This window comes from Nocardioides terrigena, assembly GCF_003047265.1.
GTDB lineage: Bacteria > Actinomycetota > Actinomycetes > Propionibacteriales > Nocardioidaceae > Nocardioides > Nocardioides terrigena.
The window spans coordinates 31,615-49,801 of sequence record NZ_PZYY01000001.1 but is presented as its reverse complement, the minus strand read 5'-3'; the positions used below and the strand labels follow the sequence as shown (position 1 = coordinate 49,801).

The following is an 18,187-nucleotide window of genomic DNA, read 5'->3' as shown; positions in this document are numbered from 1 at the left end:
CGCTCAGCGAGCGGCCGCGATGAGCTCCGCGATCTGCACGGTGTTGAGGGCCGCACCCTTGCGCAGGTTGTCGTTGCTGATGAACAGCGCCAGGCCGCGGTCGCCGTCGACGCCCGGGTCCTGCCGCAAGCGTCCGACGTACGACGGGTCCTTGCCTGCGGCGTACAACGGCGTCGGCACCTCGCGCAGCTCGACGCCCGGGGCGTCGGCCAGCAGCTCGCGGGCCCGCTCGGGCGTCATCGCCTGCGCGAACTCGGCGTTGACGGCCAGCGAGTGCCCGGTGAAGACCGGCACCCGCACGCAGATGCCGGACACCCGCAGGTCGGGGAGGTCGAGGATCTTGCGCGACTCGTGGCGGAGCTTCTGCTCCTCGTCGGTCTCGTTGAGGCCGTCGTCGACGATCGAGCCGGCCAGCGGGAGGACGTTGTAGGCGATGGTGTCGACGTACTTCACCGGCTCGGGGAAGGCCACCGCCTCGCCGTCGTAGGCCAGCTCGCGGCTCTTGTCTCCCGCGGCCGCGACACCGTTGGCCAGCTCGTCGACGCCGGCGACGCCGGAGCCCGAGACGGCCTGGTACGACGAGACGATCAGGCGCTGGAGCCCCGCGATGTCGTGGAGCGGCTTGAGGACCGGCATGGCGGCCATCGTCGTGCAGTTGGGGTTGGCGATGATGCCGCGACCGGCGGCGACGACCTCGTCGATGGCCGAGGGGTTGACCTCGCTGACGACGAGCGGGATCGCCGGGTCCTTGCGGAAGGCCGAGCTGTTGTCGATCACGACCACGCCGGCGTCGACGAACGACTGCGCGAGCGCCCGCGAGGTGGTCGCTCCGGCGGAGAAGATGGCGATGTCGAGACCGGCCGGGTCGGCGGTCGAGGCGTCCTCGACCGTGACCTCGCGGTCACCGAAGGGCAGCACCGTGCCGGCCGAGCGGGCCGAGGCGAAGAACCGGACCTCCTCGATCGGGAAGTCCCGCTCGAGCAGGATCTCGCGGACCGCGACGCCCACCTGGCCGGTGGCGCCGACGATGCCGAGGCGGATGCCGCTCATCGACCGGTCCCGCCGTAGACGACCGCCTCGACCTCGGTCGCGTCGAGGTCGAACGCCGTGTGCGTCGCCGCCACAGCCTGGTCGACGATGGCCTCGTCGACGACGACCGAGATGCGGATCTCGGAGGTGGAGATCATCTCGATGTTGACGCCGGCGGCGGCGAGGGAGGCGAAGAACTTCGCGGTGATGCCGGGGTGCGAGCGCATGCCCGCGCCGATCAGGGACACCTTGCCGATCTTGTCGTCGTACAGCAGCTTGTCGTAACCGACCTCGGCCTGGATCTTGGCCAGCGCGTTCATGGCGACCTGGCCGTCGGTGCGCGGCAGGGTGAACGAGATGTCCGTCAGGCTGGTCGCCGCCGCGGAGACGTTCTGCACGATCATGTCGAGGTTGATCTGGGCGTCCGAGAGAGCCTCGAAGATGCGCGCGGCCTCGCCGACCCGGTCGGGGACCCCGACGACGGTGATCTTGGCTTCGCTCCGGTCGTGGGCGACGCCGGAGATGATGGCCTGTTCCATGGTGCCTCCATCGGTGGGGTCCTCGACGACCCAGGTGCCTTGCAGCTGACTGAACGACGAGCGGACGTGGATCGGGATGTTGTAGCGCCGCCCGTACTCCACGCACCGCAGGTGCAGGATCTTGGCGCCGCACGCGGCGAGCTCGAGCATCTCCTCGTAGGAGACCTTGCCCAGCTTGCGGGCGGCCGGGACGATGCGCGGGTCGGCGGTGAAGACACCGTCGACGTCGGTGTAGATCTCGCAGACGTCGGCCTCGAGCGCCGCAGCCAGCGCGACCGCGGTGGTGTCGGTGCCCCCGCGACCGAGGGTGGTGATCTCCTTGGTGTCGGCGCTGACGCCCTGGAAGCCGGCCACGATGACGATGTGGCCCTCCTCCAGCGCGCTGGTGATGCGGCCGGGCGTCACGTCGATGATCTTCGCCTTGCCGTGCACGCCGTCGGTGATCACGCCGGCCTGCGAGCCGGTGTAGGAGCGCGCGGTGTAGCCGAGGTCGCTGATCGCCATCGCGACGAGCGCCATCGAGATGCGCTCACCGGCGGTGAGGAGCATGTCCATCTCGCGGCCGGGCGGGAGCGGGCTCACCTGCCCGGCCAGGTCGAGCAGCTCGTCGGTGGAGTCACCCATCGCCGACACGGCCACGACGACGTCATGACCGGCCTTCTTGTTCTCCACGATGCGCCGTGCGACCCGCTTGATGGCGTCGGCGTCGGCGAGCGAGGAGCCGCCGTACTTCTGCACGACAATGCCCACGGTTGGTCCCCTGCGTGATCGGTGGCTCGAGCGGTGCAGAGTCTACGCGGGCGCCGCAGCCCGCTTCGCGCCCATCTCACGGCCGCGACGCGCGTCGCGGCCGATGGAGTACGACGCCGTCCCGGCGCCGCGGTCAGGCCTGCGGACCGACGTCACCGAGGATCTCGTTGGCGACCGCCACGGCCTCGGCATCGGCGTCGAAGTCGGTGTCGAAGCGGTCGTGGGCCACCACGGTCAGCAGCGCGTTGAGCGCCGCACCGGCCAGGTTGCCCCAGCTGTTGACGTAGGAGAACTGCCACCACCACAGCGCCTCGGCGATGTTGCCGAGCTTGTAGTGGCGCAGGCCGTTGTCGAGGTCGGTGGCGATCGAGGCCAGGTCGTCGGAGAGCTGGCTGATCACCACCTCGGGGACGTAGGGGTCGAAGACGAAGCTGTAGGTGTCGACGCTGTCGAGCATCTCGGCGAGGCGCAGCCGCAGCTCGTCGATGTCGGCCTCGGGACCGACGTCGGGCTGGTACTCCTCGCGCGGCTGGAAGTCCATCTGGGCTCCGAGCCGCGCGCCGGCCAGCAGCACCTGGCTGATCTCCAGCAGCAGCAGGGACACCGCCTGGGAACCGTTGCCCTCGCGGGCGATCTCGCGCAGCGCGATGAGGAAGGTCTCGATCTGGGTGGCGATCTGCGAGGCGAACTGCTCCTCGTCGATCACGCCCCCGGTCACGTCGGTCTTGGTGTGCTCGGGCCTGGTGTGCCCGGGATCGGTGTGCTCAGTCATCTGCTGATCGCCTTCCTGCGAATGCGCGGCCGAGGGTGACCTCATCGGCGTACTCGAGGTCGCCACCCACTGGCAGTCCACTCGCCAGCCGCGTGACGCGCAACCCCATCGGCTTGAGCATCCGGGTGAGATAGGTCGCGGTGGCCTCGCCCTCGAGGTTGGGGTCGGTGGCCAGGATGCACTCGGTGATGGTGCCGTCGGCCAGTCGCACCATCAGCTCGCGGATGCGCAGCTGGTCGGGGCCGACCCCGTCGATCGGGGAGATCGCCCCGCCGAGGACGTGGTAGCGGCCGCGGAACTCGCGGGTGCGCTCGATCGCGACGACGTCCTTGTACTCCTCGACGACGCAGAGCACGGCCGGGTCGCGACGCGGGTCGCGACAGATGCGGCACTGCTCGTCCTGCGACACGTTGAAGCACACCGTGCAGAACTTCACCCGGGCCTTGACCTCGATCAGCACGTCCGCGAGGCGGCGTACGTCGGCGGGCTCGGCCTGCAGCAGGTGGAACGCGATCCGCTGCGCGCTCTTGGGACCGACGCCGGGCAGCCTGCCGAGCTCGTCGATGAGGTCCTGGACGATGCCTTCGTACAAGGGGAGGCCCTAGAAGCCGAGTGGGCCGCCGGGCGCCCCACCCTGGTCGTCGGAGCCGCCGAGGCCACCCGCGAGCGGGCCGAGGGTGTCGCTGGCCAGCGCGTCGGCCTTGCCCTTGGCGTCGCGGTAGGCCGCGACCACCATGTCGGAGAGGTCGGAGAGGTCGTCGGTGTCCGAGCCGTCGAACTGGCCGGCGCTGATCGCCAGGCCCACCAGCTCGCCGACACCGTTGACCGTCACCGTGACGGCGCCGCCGGCCACCGTGCCGTCGACGGTCTGCTCGGCCAGCCGCTCCTGGGCGGAGGCCAGCTGCTCCTGCATCTGCTGGGCCTGCTGGAGCAGGGCGCCCATGTCGAAGCCGCCGCCGCCGAGTCCCTCGAAGGGGTTCTGGCTCATCGTCTCTCCTGCCGTCGTGGGGTTGTGGGGTGGTGCGTGAGGTGCCTGAGGTGCGTGGTGCGTGTGGTCACGTGTGCCTGATCTCGTCGATCACCTTGGCGCCGAGGGTCTGCTGGAGCAGCGCGGTGCTGTCGAGGCCCTGGGTGTCGGCGTCCGGGTCGTCGGGGTCGGCCGCCGCGTCGGCCAGCGCCGCGTGGTCGACCCGGGGCTCGTCGGACGACGGCGCGGTGCGCGAGCGCTCGAGTGCCTCGCGGGCCGCGATGAGGCCGGCCGAGTCCTGCGGGGGCTTCGGCGGGCCGGAGTCCTCCGGCGGGGGTGCGGGAGCCTGCGGTGCCGCATCGCCGGTGACCCAGTCGGGCGGGGCGTCGACGGCGGGCCGATCGTCCGCCGGGGCCGCCTGCGGCGCGGACGGCGTGGAGGGGACCGACGCGGAGGTGACGACGGGCTGGCCGCTGCCACCCTGTGCGCTCGGGTCGACGATGGCGTCGATGCGCCAGTCGACCCCGACCACGTCGATCGCGGCCTGGCGCAGGATCTCGTCGCACCCGCCTCCGACGAAGGACTCGCGGGCGCCCTGGCTGGCAAAGCCGACGGTCAGGGTGCGTCCGTCGACGCCGACGACCTGGGCGTTCTGGGTGAGGATCATCCAGGCCAGCCGGCGGCGCATCTTGGTGGCGTCGACGATGTCGGGCCACAACCGGCGGACCTCGACCATGCTCAGCCCGCCCTCGGGACCTCCCGCGGCCGGCGGGGCCGACTGCGGGTCCGACTGCTGGGCGGCCGGCTCGGCGGGTCGGTCGGGACGGGTCTCCGGCGCACCCGACGCTGCCGGAGCGCTCGCTGCGGGAGCATCCCCCGGCAGGGCGGTCACGTCGGGCCAGGCCGCGTCGGCGTCCGGCGGGCCGTCGAGCGCCGGCTGCGGGATGGGTGCCGGTCCGTCCGCGGAGGCGTGCGCGGGAGCGGCTGGCTCCGGTGCGCCGGCGGGACGCTGCTCGGCCGGCGCCTCGGCGACGGGGGGACGTGGCTCGGCCGGCGCCTCGGCAGGAGGCACCTCACCCGGAGACATCTGCGGGGACGCGGACTCGGGTGCGGGCTCCCGGTGCGCCGCCTGAGGCGACTGGGCCGGGTGGGCGGGCTGTGGCTGCTGCGCCGGCTGGGCACGATCGGGCTCCGGACGGGCCGGCTCGGGACGGGCGGCGGGCGGTCGGGGCGCGACCGCACGGGCCGGGGCGGCGTCGGCGGACGGGGCGCTCACCGCACCGCTCACGTCGAGGCGGCGCTCCAGCCGCTCGAGGCGGGCCATCACGCCGTCGCTGGTGTGGTCGGCACCGGGCAGCAGCACCCGGGCGCAGATCAGCTCGAGCAGCAGGCGGGGGGCGGTGGCGCCGCGCATCTCGGTGAGGCCGGCGGCGACGATGTCCGCGGCCCGGCTCAGCTCCATCGCGCCGAAGCGGGCCGCCTGGGCGACCAGGCGCTCGCCTGCGTCCTCGGGGACGTCGATGAGGCCGCTGGCCGGGGCCTCGGGCACCGCGGCCACGATCACCAGGTCGCGGAGCCGGCGGAGCAGGTCCTCGGTGAAGCGGCGGGGGTCCTGGCCGGTCTCGACGACCTTGTCCACGACCCCGAAGACGGCCGCGCCGTCGCCCGCCGCGAACGCGTCGACGACCTCGTCGAGCAGGGTGTCGGGCGTGAAGCCGAGGAGCGCCGTGGCGAGGGCGTGGGTGACCCCGGTCGGACCGGCCCCGCCGAGGAGCTGGTCGAGCACGGAGAGCGTGTCGCGCGCGGAGCCGCCACCGGCGCGGACCACGAGGGGCAGCGCGGCCGCCTCGATCGCGACGCCCTCCTCGGCGCAGAGCCGGGAGAGGTAGTCGGACAGCAACCGCGGCGGGATCAGCCGGAAGGGGTAGTGGTGCGTGCGCGACCGGATCGTCGGCAGCACCTTTTCCGGCTCGGTGGTGGCGAAGATGAAGCGCAGGTGCGGCGGCGGCTCCTCGACCAGCTTGAGCAGCGCGTTGAAGCCCTGCGGGGAGACCATGTGGGCCTCGTCGATGATGTAGATCTTGTAGCGGTCCCGCACCGGGGCGAAGAACGCCTTCTCCCGGAGGTCGCGGGCGTCGTCGACGCCACCGTGCGAGGCCGCGTCGATCTCGATCACGTCGATGGAGCCGGACCCACCGCGGGCGAGCTCGCGGCACGAGTCGCACTCCCCGCACGGGTCGGAGACCGGGGCCTGCGCACAGTTGAGCGTGCGGGCCAGGATGCGGGCCGAGGTCGTCTTGCCGCAGCCGCGTGGGCCGGAGAAGAGATAGGCGTGGTTGACCCGGTCGTTCGCGAGCGCGACGCGCAGCGGCTCCGTGACATGGTCCTGGCCGATGACCTCGGCGAACGTCTCGGGCCGGTAGCGGCGATAGAGGGCGAGCGGTGACTCCACGTCTGAACCCTAACGACAGGGTCCGACAGCGACCACCGAGCGCTGCGCACAGCGGGCCCCACCGGACGAAAAGGCCCCCCACGCACCCGACAGAGCTCGCTTACCCTTGCTGCCTTCCGGCCCTGGGGGAGTTGGGCAAGATGTCGCCACGTGGGGGGTTGTCGCAGAGTCTAGGCGAGGGTCCGCGCACCGCCCAACGCGACCCCGGGACAGGCGATTTCACGCCCGGTCGGGCGCCGGGTACGCTCCTCCGCGGAGGATTCGCCTAGTGGCCTATGGCGCTCGCTTGGAAAGCGGGTTGGGTTAATAGCCCTCAGGGGTTCGAATCCCCTATCCTCCGCCACTCGACACGGCGCCGGTCCCCCGGCGCCGTGTCGCATTTCCGGTGAGAACCGGGCAGGGCGCACCACTCACCGGGGCAGCTCGACGAAGGTGGGCCGGCCCACCTCGGGGTCGTCCAGGAGTCGCTGGAAGTCGCTCGTGTTGCGCGAGATCGACACGAGGAGCCGGCCCGAGGCCAGAGACACCTCCGGGTGGGCCAACGGGGCGTACTCGTAGCTGTCGGAGTCGAGCCCGCCCGGGGCCTTGACCTCCTTGACCGGGCTCCACGGCCCCCAGGCCTCGGGTGCGGTCCACTTGTAGACGAAGTTCGCAATGTCCCCGCCGAGCTTCGACACGGCCACGAAGCCGCCACCCACACGGTCCACGGACAGGGTCTGCGACACACCACCCTCGCTGGGCAGCACCGGCTTCGCGCGGGCCACCTCCGACTGCCACGCCTGCCCGCCCCAGAACCTCCATCCCTTCCGGTGGCCGGGGTCGGCGGCGGGGACGCGCGCGACGTACAGCTCCCTGCCGAACTCGTACTGTCGGCCGGTGAGGCGGGTGCCGAAGACGTAGAGCCACCGGCCGTGGGCGGTCGCCGCGGACCCCCAGTTGACCTGGCCCTGGTCGCGGGAGTCAGGCGTCACGTCGACCACCCGCTCCAGCTGCGGGGCCCCACCGTCCTCGACCGAGAACACGGCGACGCTGGTCCCGAGGAACGTGAACCCGAACGACCCCGACGTCCCCCGGTCGATCCGTGAGCAGAAGACGATGATCATGTCCCGGCCCTGCTGACGGCCGACGACCACCGACATCGGCCAGCGGACCGTGGTCGACGAGACGTCGGGAACGACCGGTCCGCTCTCGGCGTCGAGCAGCTGCGAGACGCACTTTCCCGAGGTGACCAGCATGGAGTTGGCGACGAGCGGGGGCTGCATCGTGGGTCGGACCGTGTCGCCCAACAGCCAGACGATCCGACCGTCACTGAGGCGGCCGCTGGCCCCGATGTCACCGGCCTGCCACGCGGGCAGGTCGACGGCAGCGCCGATGGCGTTGACCTGCTCGATGGTCGGCCTGACCTTCCGGGACGGCGGGGCGGGGCATGACGGGGCCAGCGTCAACGCGGCCCCGTCCGCGGACTCCTCGTCGCCGGGAGTCTCGTCCCGGGGGTCCGAGGTGCAGCCCGCGGCAAGCGTGGTGAGTGCGAGCAAGGTCGCGACGGCCGGACCGAGTCGCCACCTCACGGTCCGCTGCGGTCGCGGGTACGTCGACGCGCCGGCGCCGCCGCGGGCACCACTCCTCCTCACCACGGGGCCACGTCCTCTCCGCGGCCGGAACGCCTCACGCGGCGACCGCCACCGCCGTGGGCGCCCGCGCGACCCGGCGTCGGCGTACCAGTGCGAGCGCCACCAGGGTGGCGCCCAGGCCCCAGACCAGGAGCACCGTCACGCTGCCCGCCATCGATCCCACGGATCCGCCGGAGACGAGCTGGCTGGCCGCGTTGACGTAGACGGTGAGCGGGAGCAACCCGTTGAGCGTCGGCAGCGGCTCCGGCGCCGTCTCGATCGGCAGGACGTTGCCCAGGGCAGCCGCCTGCAGCAGGAGGAACAGGACGAAGGCCAGGCTCCCGGCGTTGCCCCAGGCCCAGCGCAGGCCCAGCCCCACGAGGGTGAACGTCACGGCCGCCACGACCGTGAGCAGGCCGAACGAGACCGGGCTGGCCATGCCGATGCGGAGCAGCAGGAGTGCAGCCAGCACCGCCACGCCCTGGGCGAGGGCCAGCGCCACGGCCGGTCGCACCTGAACCATGGTGAGCCGGCGTGAGGAGATCGGGGTGGCGGAGAACCGGAGCACGTGGGCGATGTCGCGCCGGAGCACGCCGAGCAGGGCGGCGAGCCAGAGGATGATGCCGACGACGACCCCGATCAGCCAGCCGTTGGAGTGGTCGCTGTGGTCCACCGTCGAGGTGAGCGTCACCGGCTCGCTGACCACGGTGGTCAGGGCGTCCTCCTCCTCCTGCGAGTAGGTCGGGCTCTGCTCCGCCAGCTGCTCCAGTCCTTGACTGAGCTGCTGGGCCCCCTCGTCGGCCGAGGACGCACCGGCGTCGAGCGACGCGCTGCCCGACGCCAACTCCTGGGCGGCCGACGAGGACGACGCCGCGCCGGAGGCGAGCTGGCCGGCCGCCTGGTCGGTCTCGGTGGCACCCTGCGCGAGCGAGGCGGCGCCGGCGCTCAGGTCGTCGGCACCCGAGGCGACCTGCTGCCCGGCGCGGCCCAGTGCGCGGGCGCCGTCCGCGACTCCGCGAGACCCGGCGGCGAGCGCCTCGGCGCCGACGGCGAGGCGGGCATCGGCCCTGGCGACGTCGGCGGTGAGGCCGGCCACCCCCTCTGCCCCGTCGGCCACCGTGACGGCCCGCTCGTGCGCCCGGTCCAGGGCGGCGCAGAAGGCGGCCGCCGCCCCGTGCCGGCCACAGGTGAGGGCCAGTGCGCGGAGGTTTGCCGCGATGCCCCGGCTGCCCAGGGCGTGGCGCGTGGCCGCCGCCGCGACCTTGACCGAGCCGGCGGCGACGGTGCGGGCGTCGCGAGCGAAGCCGGACTGCCGGCCTGCCAACGTCTCGGCACCGCTGGCGAGCCGGCCGATCCCGTCGTCCAGCTCACCGGCGCCCGAGGCGAGGCTGCGAGCGCCGCCGGCCAGGCTGTCCGCACCGCTGCGCAGGGAGCCCGTGCCGTCGGCGAGCTGCCCGGCCCCGCTCGAGAGCTGGCCGAGACCGGCGGCCAGCTGCTGGGTGCCGGAGTCCAGCTGCCCGGCCCCCTGGGCCACCTGCTGCGTTCCCTGGGCGAGCTCCTGCGCGCTCGAGGCGGTCTGCTCGTTGGACGACGCGATCGTGTTGAAGCCGTCGTAGACCTGGCCGAGATATCCCTGCGTGGACTGCTGTCCGAGCGAGGTGGCGGCCGCCGAGGCGATCGCCCGGCTGAGGAACGGCACGCTGGAGCTGGCCGCGCCGTTGCTGACCAGCTGCAGCTCACCCTGAACCGGGTCGTCGGTACCGGTCGACAGGATCGCCTGCGAGAAGTCCGGGGGGATGGTGAGCACGGCGTAGTAGCGACCGCTCGTGAGGCCGGCGGCGGCGTCGTCGGTGTCGGCCAGCGTCCAGTCGAGGTTGGTCTGGTCGGAGCTCGGCTCCGTCAGGGACGCCGCCAGGGCGCGCCCGGCGGCCATCGGCTGGGGATCCTGGATGATCTGGTCGTTGTTGACGACCGCCACCGGTATCCGGTCGAGGTTGTCCTGGCGTCCCGTGGTCGCCCAGACCAGGACGGTGGCGGCCACCAGCGGCAGCACGATGCCGATCAACGCGATCGTCCGCCACGACATGGTGCGTCCACTGCCGTCGGACCCGGGGATGAGGGAGCCGCTCACGACGACGCCTCCTCGGTCACGGCGGACCCCGCGGGCCCGGCTGGAGCGTCCATCCGTTGCCTCCTCCATGCCTCCGGGCGAACGACCACCGCCGTGATGCCCTCCCGCGACAGCTTCTGGGCGAGGGCCTCCGCCGTCCCGGCAGGGACGGTGCTCTCGGGGCCCTCCTCGATGAGGGCCAGCAGCCGCGCGCCGCCCGCGACCGCGAGGGCGGCCTCGACCGCCGCGGCCCGGACGGCACTCCGTCCCAACGGTCCTGCGTGACCGTCGACGGTCGCGGCCGCACGCACCAGGTCGTCGGCCAACGCCGTGCCGAGCGCCACGAACTCGGCGCGGCTCCGCCGGGAGGAGGTGGTGAGACGCGCCCGGTCGTGGACCTGCTCGGCCAGCGACTGCCGCTCGTCCCCGGGCCGGCCGACCTCGACGTACGCCGCGGCGGACTGCACCGCACCCCCCTGCTCGGGGAGGAGCAGGCCGCCGACGACGAGCTCGCCGCTGTGCGGCTTCTGCCGCCCCACGAGCACCATGGCCAGCTCGACGGGGTCGACGTCCTCGGTCACGCGGAGATGGGTCACCAAGGTGGGTGGCGCCTCCAGGTGGACCGGCGTGCTGTCAGCCCGCACCATCAGGTCGCGCGCCACCAGCGCGGCCGTGCCGTGGGTCTTCTCCCAGTCCTCGTATTCGATCTTGCGGTGCATCGCGGCACCCTCGACGTCCACCGAGGGGATCCGCGCGTCGAGCCAGGCCGGCAGCCACCAGGCGCGACGCCCCAGGAGCATCAGCACCGCCGGGACCAGGGTCATGCGCACCAGGAAGGCGTCGATGAAGACACCGACGGCGAGGCCGAAGGCGATCGGCTTGATCGTGTTGGAGCCGTCGGGCACGAACGCGGTGAACACCGAGGTCATGATCAGCGCGGCCGCGGTGACCACCGCCGCCGAGGCGCGGAACCCGCTGTAGATCGCGTCCCGCGGGTCACCGGACCGGACGTACTCCTCACGCATCGCCGAGACGAGGAACATCTCGTAGTCCATGGCCAGGCCGAAGAGCACGCCCATCAGGAAGATCGGCAGGAAGCTGACGATCGGCCCGACGGTGACCCCCGGCATCAGTCCGCCCAGCCAGCCCCACTGGAACACCACGACGACGATGCCGAGGGCCGCGCCGACCGAGAGCAGGTATCCCAGCGTCGCCTTGAGCGGCACCGCCACCGAGCGGAAGACGATCATCAGCAGCAGCAGGGACAGTCCGATCACGATCGCCGCGAACGGGAGCAGGGCCCCGGCCAGTCGGTCCGAGACGTCGATGTTGATGGCGGTGGGTCCGGTCACCAGCAGGTCGGTGACGCCGTACTGCTCCTCCAGGTCGGAGCTGTTGGCGCGCAGCTCGTTGACCAGGTCGGCCGTGGCCGTCGCCGTCTGGCCCGCGGGCGGGATCACCTGCACCAGGGCGGTGTCCCCGCTCTCGTTGGGCGTCGCCTGCGGCACGGCCACCACCCCGGAGAGCGCCGCGATCCCCTCGGCCAGGTCGTCGACCGTGCCGGCCGGGTCGTCGCTGGTGATGACCCCCGCCGTCACGGTGAGCGGCGCGTTGTAGCCCTCGCCGAACGCGTCGGTGATGGCGTCGTAGGTCTGGCGCTGCGGCGTGTTCGACGGCGCGGAGCTGTTGTCGGGCAGGGCCAGCTCGAGCCGGGTGGCCGGGATCGCCGCGACGAGGAGCAGGCCGACGACCGCCGCGGTCGTCAGCAGCGGCCGTGCCGTGACCAGGTGCACCCAGCGGGTGCGCAGCAGGACCCTCTCCCGGGGCGGAGTCGTGGTCTTCCTCCGCCTGCGGGTCCGTCGGGGTCGGCGCGGCCGCGGCCGCAGTCGCTCGCCGAGGAGCAGGGCGATCGAGGGCACCAGGGTGAGCGCCACCAGCACGGCGATCGCGACGGCTGCCGCGGCACCGAGCCCCATCACCGTGAGCACCGGGATCCGTGCCACCGCGAGGCCGGTCAACGCGATGATCACGGTCGCCCCGGCGAACACCACCGCACTGCCGGCGGTCGCCATCGCCCGGGACATCGCCACCACCGGGGTGATCCCGGGCTCGGCCAGCTGGCGGCGGTAGCGCGACAGCAGGAACAACGCGTAGTCGATGCCCACCGCGAGCCCCAGCATCTCGGCGAGGTTGGGCGAGGAGCTGTTGACCGTCACCAGGTTGGAGATCACGACGAGCGAGCCGATCGTCACCCCCACGCCGACCAGGGCCGACAGGATGGGCATGCCCGCTGCCAGCAACGACCCGAAGGTGACGGCGAGGATGACGAACGAGATCAGCAGCCCGATCAGCTCCGGGACCTTGCTGGGGGCGTCCGTTGCCTTGTAGGCGTCCCCCCCGACCGACGTCGTGAGCCCGGAGCCGGCCGGCGGCCGTCCCGCGGCCTGCACCTCCTCGAGCGTCTTGTCCGACGGGTCCACGTCGTCGAAGAGGGCGGTCCCGAGCGTGGAGCGCCCGTCCGTGGACAGGGTCGGCTCCTTCTGCCCGGGCGGCGGTCCGAGCGGGTTGCTCATCGAGACACCGGGGACCGCGCTGACGGCGTCGGTCACGCTCTTGACGGTCCCGGCGTGGGCCGAGCCAGTGATCCTCCCGCTGGTCGCGGTGAAGACGATCGACGCCGTCGTGCCGCTCTGGTCGAAGCGGTCGAGGACGATGTCCTGACCCTGCTGCGACTCGGTGCCGGGGATGGAGAAGGAGTCGTCGTAGTCGTCCCCGAGCATGCCGGCCAGACCCACCACGGCGCCCAGGACCAGGCCCCAGCCGACCACCACCAGGACCGCGTTGCGGCCGAGGAAGCCGCCCAGCCGGTGCAGGAAGACAGACATGTGACGGCCTTTCGCTACGGGATGGGGCTCCCGAGAAGGCGGTCATGAGGCGCTGACGGACCGGTGACGATCATGCCCACAGCCGAGTCGCATCCGTCAACGACGGTCCGGGCAGTCGTACGCCGGAGGCGCGCCGCGAGCGCCCGGCGTACGGCGTACGGCGTCCGGCTCGGTCAGCGCCGGGCGAGCGGGCGCAGGATGAAGGCCAGTGCCATCAGTGCTCCCGCCAGCAGCCCCGCCCACAGCAGCAGCGTGCGCGAGGGGCCGAACAGGTCGATCCGCCGCGGGGCCGGGGGCGCCATCGCGTCCGCGCTGACCTCCCGGACGGTGCGGTCGACCTTGCCGCTGCGCCCCAGGACGAGCGTGCGGGTGAGGGCGTCGTGGGCCTGGACCACGCCCGCCCCGGTCCACGGGTTGGCGACCTCGTCGGAGCCCTCGGCGGTCGCCTCGAGGCGTCCGACGATCTGCTTGGCGTTGTCGCGGGGGTAGGCCGCCCGCAGCAGGGCGACGACCCCGCTGACCTCGGCGGCGGCCCAGGAGGTGGCGACCTCGACGACCAGGCACTTCTGCCCGGTGGTGTTGTAGGAGAGCGCCTCGTAGGTCGGCGCCGCGACGTCGGTCTGCTTGTTGGGCGCGACGAGCCCGCGCAGGTCGTTGTTGTCGGGTGCGACCGCGCTGACGGCGAGCACGCCGGGGTAGTCGGCGGGGTAGACGGGCGCGTCGCTGCCCGGTGTCCCCTTGAACGACTCCGACGCCTCCGCGTCGGCGTTGCCCGCGGAGGCCACCACGACGACGTCGCGCGCGACCAGGTCCTTGATGGCGGCGCGCAGGTTGGGGTCGTCCTGGCCGACGGACAGCGAGATGTTGACGACCCCGATCCTCTCGGTGCGGGTCACCGCGATGAGCTGGCGGATCCCGGCGGTCAGGCCCGCCGAGGTCACGCCCTTCTGCTGCTGGGAGTAGTCCGGCGTCTCGGTGTCGAGCACCCGCACGTCGATCACCCGGGCGCCCGGCGCGACGCCCTCGCGGCCGGCGACCAGGCCGGCGACGATCGTGCCGTGGCCCGACAGGATCGGGCCGGAGACGTCGGGGATCCGGAGCGGGGGGCCGGTGTCGATCGGCAGCCCCGGCTGGATCCCGGAGTCGACGACCGCGACCGTGACCCCGGTCCCGTCGGTGATCTCGTGGGCCTCCGGGACGTGCATGCGTGCCATCGGTGCGCTGGTGCGCACCTTGGTGTCGGCCAGCGACTCGGACTCGGGGAGCGTCGCGACGTCGCACTCCTCGCCGTCCACGGCGTGGGCGGGGGCGGTCGCCCCGAGGCTCAGCGTCGCGAGCGCGAGCGCGGTGGCGAGGCCGCCGCGGGCCCACCGCCCCCTCCTCGTGCCCATGCCCGTCACTCCTCGGGGCCCGCGGTCGCGGGAGCGTCCTCCGGCACCCGCCGCGCGGCGTTGACCGACAGCGACCTGCCCTCCTGGAAGAACTCGAGCCACGTGTTGGGCACCACCGGCGCGGCGCTGTCGCCGTAGCCGATGGAGAGCGCGACGTCGGGGCCGACGAGCTGGTACTTCAAGGCCTTGGTGTCGATGACGTACGGCGTCCCGTCGGTGGCCGCCTCGTCGGCTCCCGCGCGGACGTAGGCACCGCCCGAGGGAGCGACGGTGACCTCGTGGCTGTTGGGTCCGATGCCGGTCGCGGCCGCCTCGCCGCGGGGCGTGCCGGCGAGCCTGACCTCGGCGGCCTCGCCGCCGACGCCCGGGTGCAGGACCGCACACATGTCGACCCCCTCGTCGGAGGCGGGGGTGTCGGAGGGCCACTCGCCGGGGTACGACGACGCGGCCAGGGTGGCCCGCAGGTCCTCGTCGAGGTCCTCGGCCGGGGAGCCGACGGAGTCGTAGACGACCGCGGCGAACTCGCTGAGCGGGATGGGGCCGTCCGGTCCGAGGAGGTAGCTGCGGCTCGGCGTGCGCACGAGGTCGCCCACGCTGAAGCGGGAGAGGTCGGTCTCGGCGCCCTCGTAGGCGACGGGCGACCCGACGTCGGTCAGCCCGAAGGAGTCCTCGTCGAGGGCCGCCCCCCGCGGGAACAGGTTGAGCCACTCCTCGGGGACCTTCGGCGCCGTGGAGGTGGCGTCGAAACCGAGCCGGCCCGCGATGACGTCGGCGGTGGTGGGGTCCTCGGGGAGCTCGAGCCGATAGCCGCTGCCCGTCGGGCTCGGCGCGACGAGCCACACCGACCCACCGCTGCTGACGAGGAAGGCCGACTGACGCAGCTCTGCGATGTCCGGGTCCTCGGTGAGGGTGAGCTTGATGCCCGTGTCGGCCGCGGTGCACGCCGTCCAGCCGTCGTCGATCAGGTCGCCGGCCGCCGGGAGGGTGGGCGCACCGTCGATGCCGAGGTCGGGCCCGAGGGCGACCTCGCGGATGTAGTCGTCCGAGACCCGGTTGGCGGTCAGCTCCGGCTCCCCGAGCAGGAGCTGGGCGGAGAGGTAGTTGGGGACCCGCTGCAGGAGCGGGTCGTCGCCGCCGCGCAGCACGACGTACCGCTCACCGGTCTCCTTGGAGATGACGAAGCTGCCCTGCTCGAGCCACGCCGAGTTGGGACGACCGATGAGGAAGCCGGCGATCGCGGCGCCGGCGAGCAGCAGCACCGACAGCGCGATGCCGCCGATGAGCACGCGCCCCGGCCGGACCGGCTCGACCTCACGGCCGCCGGGCGCGCCGCTGACGAAGGCGGTGATGAGGCGTCGCTTGCTGAAGGCGTGCGCCTCGACGAGGTCCTTCTTGGTGGCCACCCGATCAGCCCTTGACCATGTCGAAGAAGCCGGCCGCCACCACCATCAGCGGGAGCAACGAGATCAGCGTCGCGGTCTCGACCACGTCGCCGATCCGGCCGCGCCGGACCGACCCGGAGGACGGGACCAGGGTCGTCACGAGCAGGAGCGCACCGACGGCGGCGAGGGCAATCGCCGCCTCGGCCCGCCAGGCGTCGTGGATGAGGACCATCGACAGCGCGATGGAGATCAGCCCGGCGATCCCGGAGACCAGGCCGGCGAGGACCTCGGAGCCGGCCCGGTACTGGCGGGTCCGGAACATCACGGCCAGGCAGCACACCGCGGCCAGGATCGTGCCGTAGACGCCGCGGTCCACGGCCAGCGGAGCGAAGAGGACGAGCAGGGTGCCGACGGTCGCCGACACGGCGAGCAGGATCTCGTGCGCCACGCGGGCGTCCGCGCCCACCTGGGCGGGGTCGATCTCGTCGGGGTCGGCGGTGATGTCGTGCAGCGAGTAGATCTGGTCGACCTTGGTCCCGGTCACGCCCAGCGCGAGCCACGGGAAGATGCTGCCGGCCAGCACGACGAGGGTCATCACCACGGTGAAGACGACGCTCGCCTCCCACCCGGTCGCCATGAGCAGCAGGCCGCAGGCGCCGAGGATCGCGCCGACGACCACGCCGGGGATGACGAGCGAGCGTCCCTCCCGGAGGCCGACGACCGCGACCACGCCGGTCACCAGCATCGCGCCGCCGGCACTGGCCAGCGGCAACTCGAAGAACTCGGCCGGCAGCGGCCAGGTCCAGCCGGTCAGCTCGCCGGGCGCGAGGAGCAGGCCGGCCACGGCGGCGTACAGGACGGCGATCAGCGAGACGGCCACGCCGGCCTCGGGCTCCTGCTGGCTGTGGGCCAGCACGATGCCGCCCACCACCAGCAGGCCGGCGAGCACCGCGGCGGCGAGCCCGCCGAGCAGGCTCTCGCCCTGGAGCAGGAGCGCGAAGGCGCCGAGGCCGAGGAGCAGCGCGGCGGCGCTCAGGGCCGTACGCCGTCCGGCGGCCGGCTCCCAGGGGCTCAGCTCGTGCTCGACCACGTCGGCCATCGCCTCGACGATGTCGTCGTAGACGCGGGGGGCCTCGTCGTCGATGCCGGCGGTGACGGTCAGCAGGCCGCCGTCCTCGACGCCCTGGATGGTGAGGCCGGCATCGCCGGCGAGGTGGCGTCCGTCCTTGGTGATGAGCCGGTAGCCGCCGTAGACGGTGGACGCGTCGAGGATGCCGACGCTGCGGGCCAGCTCGGGCACGAGCTCGGCCACCGGGACGGCGCCGGGGAGGACCAGGTCGACCCGTCGCGATCCCGAGGCCACCGTCACCCGGACCAGTCCGGACGTGACAGATGCCGCCTGACTCATGCTGTGCTACCCCCGTGGTCCGTGCATGACGTCGTGCTCGTCGCCGTGGTCGCCATGCGTCACTCCCGAGTCGTGAGCTCCCCGGTCGGGGAGCAGCCTACATAGCCGGATCGCCGCACGAAGCAGACCGAGGCCGGTCGCCCGGAAGGGGCGACCGGCCTCGGGTGCTGGTGTGGTCGAGGACGATCAGAAGCGGTTGGCGCCGCGCGAGTCGGCCGCCTTGTACTCGTCGTTCGAGGTCGACACGTTGGCGCTGGCCTGCTGCAGCAGGACGATCATGTCGGCGATCGCCTGGTCCCACTTGGCCTTGGCCTCGTCGTAGGCCTGCTTGGCGGCACCGGTCCAGTCCGAGGCGAGCGGCTTGAGGTCGCCCTCGAGCTGGTCGAGCCGGGTCTGGATGTCCTTGGCCGCCGTCATGACGTCCTGGGAGCCCGCGTCGAGCTTGCCGTGCTGAACATTGATTCCGTCGAAACCGGTCATTGCAGTTCTCCTGAAGTCTGTGGTGGGTGGTCAGCCGAGGCGGTTCTGGAGGTTCATGTGAGTCTGCGACTGCGACTCGTCGGTCTTCATGTTGTCCTTCTCCGTCTCCTGCATGGACATGGAGAGCTGGTCGAGCGCCTTGAGGATCGTCTCCTGCTTCTCCTGCCACGCGAGCATCAGGTTGCTGAACGCGGAGGCACCCTGGCCGCCCCAACCGCCCATCATCTCGGAGACCCGGTCGCTGAGGACGTTGCACTTGCCCTTGACGTCGGCGCGAGCGGTGTTGACGTACTCCGCACCCTGGGAGAGCGCCTTCTCGGTCTGGCTGAGGTTGGTCATGTCAATCCTTCCCCCTCGGTGGATGGACCCCCGAGTTCACTGGTTGGTGTAGCTCTGTGGTTGCTGCAGCCTG

Annotated in this window: 14 protein-coding genes, 1 tRNA gene and 1 other RNA gene; 1 reads left to right on the top strand and 15 read right to left on the bottom strand. The window is 72.5% G+C overall.

The features are described from left to right. Positions 1–3: 3 nt before the first annotated feature. The 7 genes from DAE25_RS00230 to ffs all read right to left on the bottom strand — a co-directional run bounded on the left by DAE25_RS00230 (position 4) and on the right by ffs (position 6,669). Positions 4–1,050 carry an aspartate-semialdehyde dehydrogenase gene (locus tag DAE25_RS00230; protein WP_107764278.1) on the bottom strand — a complete coding sequence of 349 codons (1,047 nt, stop codon included), beginning with the start codon at positions 1,048–1,050 and terminating at the stop codon, positions 4–6. After that, entirely contained in the window at positions 1,047–2,318 is a 1,272-nt protein-coding gene (locus DAE25_RS00225) for an aspartate kinase (RefSeq protein ID WP_107764277.1), read from the bottom strand. The genes DAE25_RS00230 and DAE25_RS00225 overlap by 4 nt, the downstream gene beginning before the upstream one ends. 133 nt (positions 2,319–2,451) lie before the next feature. Beyond that, entirely contained in the window at positions 2,452–3,090 is a 639-nt protein-coding gene (locus DAE25_RS00220; RefSeq protein WP_107764276.1) for a DUF5063 domain-containing protein, read from the bottom strand. Further along, on the bottom strand, positions 3,083–3,682 hold the full coding sequence (gene recR / locus DAE25_RS00215) for a recombination mediator RecR (RefSeq protein ID WP_056888168.1): 600 nt from the start codon (positions 3,680–3,682) through the stop codon (positions 3,083–3,085). Before recR ends, DAE25_RS00220 begins: the two co-directional genes overlap by 8 nt. A 9-nt stretch (positions 3,683–3,691) precedes the next feature. Continuing rightward, on the bottom strand, positions 3,692–4,078 hold the full coding sequence (locus DAE25_RS00210) for a YbaB/EbfC family nucleoid-associated protein (protein ID WP_107764275.1): 387 nt from the start codon (positions 4,076–4,078) through the stop codon (positions 3,692–3,694). 67 nt (positions 4,079–4,145) lie between these two features. Next, positions 4,146–6,509, bottom strand: a complete 2,364-nt coding sequence (locus DAE25_RS00205; RefSeq protein WP_107764274.1) for a DNA polymerase III subunit gamma and tau — start codon at positions 6,507–6,509, stop codon at positions 4,146–4,148. Positions 6,510–6,578: 69 nt separating this feature from the next. Beyond that, positions 6,579–6,669, bottom strand: an RNA gene (ffs, locus tag DAE25_RS00200) — signal recognition particle sRNA small type. A gap of 94 nt (positions 6,670–6,763) precedes the next feature. Between ffs and DAE25_RS00195 the strand changes: the two genes are divergently transcribed. After that, positions 6,764–6,852, top strand: a tRNA-Ser gene (locus DAE25_RS00195). Positions 6,853–6,919: 67 nt separating this feature from the next. On the opposite strand, the gene DAE25_RS00190 is transcribed toward DAE25_RS00195, so the two are convergent. The 8 genes from DAE25_RS00190 to DAE25_RS00140 form a co-directional block, all read right to left on the bottom strand. Next, entirely contained in the window at positions 6,920–8,077 is a 1,158-nt protein-coding gene (locus tag DAE25_RS00190) for a DUF4185 domain-containing protein (protein ID WP_159083485.1), read from the bottom strand. Between the two features lie 97 nt (positions 8,078–8,174). Continuing rightward, positions 8,175–10,250 (bottom strand): YhgE/Pip family protein, encoded by a 2,076-nt coding sequence (locus DAE25_RS22970; protein ID WP_159083484.1) that lies wholly within the window; start codon positions 10,248–10,250, stop codon positions 8,175–8,177. Next, entirely contained in the window at positions 10,247–13,114 is a 2,868-nt protein-coding gene (locus tag DAE25_RS00165; protein WP_107764270.1) for an MMPL family transporter, read from the bottom strand. Before DAE25_RS00165 ends, DAE25_RS22970 begins: the two co-directional genes overlap by 4 nt. Positions 13,115–13,287: 173 nt before the next feature. Beyond that, positions 13,288–14,505, bottom strand: coding sequence for a S8/S53 family peptidase (locus DAE25_RS00160; RefSeq protein ID WP_107764269.1), 1,218 nt, complete (start codon positions 14,503–14,505; stop codon positions 13,288–13,290). Positions 14,506–14,510: 5 nt separating this feature from the next. Then, complete coding sequence (locus tag DAE25_RS00155; protein ID WP_107764268.1) at positions 14,511–15,908, bottom strand: type VII secretion protein EccB; 1,398 nt, start codon at positions 15,906–15,908, stop codon at positions 14,511–14,513. A 4-nt stretch (positions 15,909–15,912) separates the two neighbouring features. Continuing rightward, on the bottom strand, positions 15,913–17,295 hold the full coding sequence (eccD, locus tag DAE25_RS00150) for a type VII secretion integral membrane protein EccD (protein WP_107764267.1): 1,383 nt from the start codon (positions 17,293–17,295) through the stop codon (positions 15,913–15,915). Between the two features lie 186 nt (positions 17,296–17,481). Continuing rightward, a complete protein-coding gene (locus DAE25_RS00145; protein WP_056888162.1) occupies positions 17,482–17,775 on the bottom strand; it encodes a WXG100 family type VII secretion target in 294 nt (97 codons plus the stop codon). A 30-nt stretch (positions 17,776–17,805) separates the two neighbouring features. Beyond that, positions 17,806–18,114: a WXG100 family type VII secretion target gene (locus tag DAE25_RS00140; RefSeq protein WP_107764266.1), complete on the bottom strand. Its 309-nt coding sequence runs from the start codon at positions 18,112–18,114 to the stop codon at positions 17,806–17,808. Positions 18,115–18,187 lie beyond the last annotated feature (73 nt).